The sequence below is a fragment of the Pelotomaculum propionicicum genome (assembly GCF_004369225.1).
GTDB lineage: Bacteria > Bacillota > Desulfotomaculia > Desulfotomaculales > Pelotomaculaceae > Pelotomaculum_B > Pelotomaculum_B propionicicum.
The window spans coordinates 1-887 of sequence record NZ_QFFZ01000144.1; the positions used below are offsets into that span (position 1 = coordinate 1).

Genomic DNA, 887 nt, shown 5'->3' on the forward strand with positions numbered 1-887 from the left:
GCCCGATTTATTATTTTATCAGCTGATATCTCTTGATATCTGTAGTATACTTCGATATTCGCCATTATTTATCCTGCTATCTCAGACCAATTTTTGCTATTCTATGGGGTTTTCGCAGTGGGATCATTAATAGGTTCGATTCCATCCTTTTTATCTTATCTGTGCCAGGCAGCCCTAACTCATCAGGCTGAAGGACCTTATGAGGAACGGTTGCTCGGCACAGAATATTTAATTATGATTTATACCGGCATGCGCATACCTGAAATTCTTCGGAGACTAACGGCTCCGTTAATACCAAAGCCACCTGGCCTAATCATATATGTTCATGTATAATTAGATAATAAGATGTCAGGGAAGAGGGATTACATGTTTACGTTTTCGGAAACTAACGATAGGCTTGAAAAGTACTTCAGTTTAATGAAAATTGATGACCCCGCCAGAAGAATGGAGATTGAGAAAGCAGATATTATATTATTACCAGATTATGAATACTATGATTACTGGCCGATATCAGAGGTATTTTATAATTACTGTATTTCAAACCACCCCGAGCATAGTATCGAATACTGCTACCCAACAAAATGGATCAAAACGTTTTGCTCATATTCGGCAAATGTTTTACTTCCAACTATAGTTACCTCTAATATTTTTCTCCCGACATTATTAAACATAATATCCGGCTTTTTATACGATTGTCTCGAACAGCGTGCCAGGGAAAGGGAAATACATAGTAAAGATGGTGTGTATTTACCAGATGAAATATATATGATTCCACTGCAAAAACCCCGTAGAATACCCAAAATTAGTTCCTGGTGCAGCAGGAGAAACAAGGCTGAATATCGAAGTATACTGTAGAAATCAAGAGATATCTACTGATAAACCAACAA

Annotated in this window: 1 protein-coding gene; it reads left to right on the forward strand. The window is 37.2% G+C overall.

Annotated features, from left to right (window positions below):
- Nucleotides 1-366 precede the first annotated feature (366 nt).
- Nucleotides 367-855, forward strand: a complete 489-nt coding sequence (locus Pmgp_RS19270) for a hypothetical protein (RefSeq protein ID WP_153189241.1) — start codon at nt 367-369, stop codon at nt 853-855.
- Nucleotides 856-887: the final 32 nt, after the last annotated feature.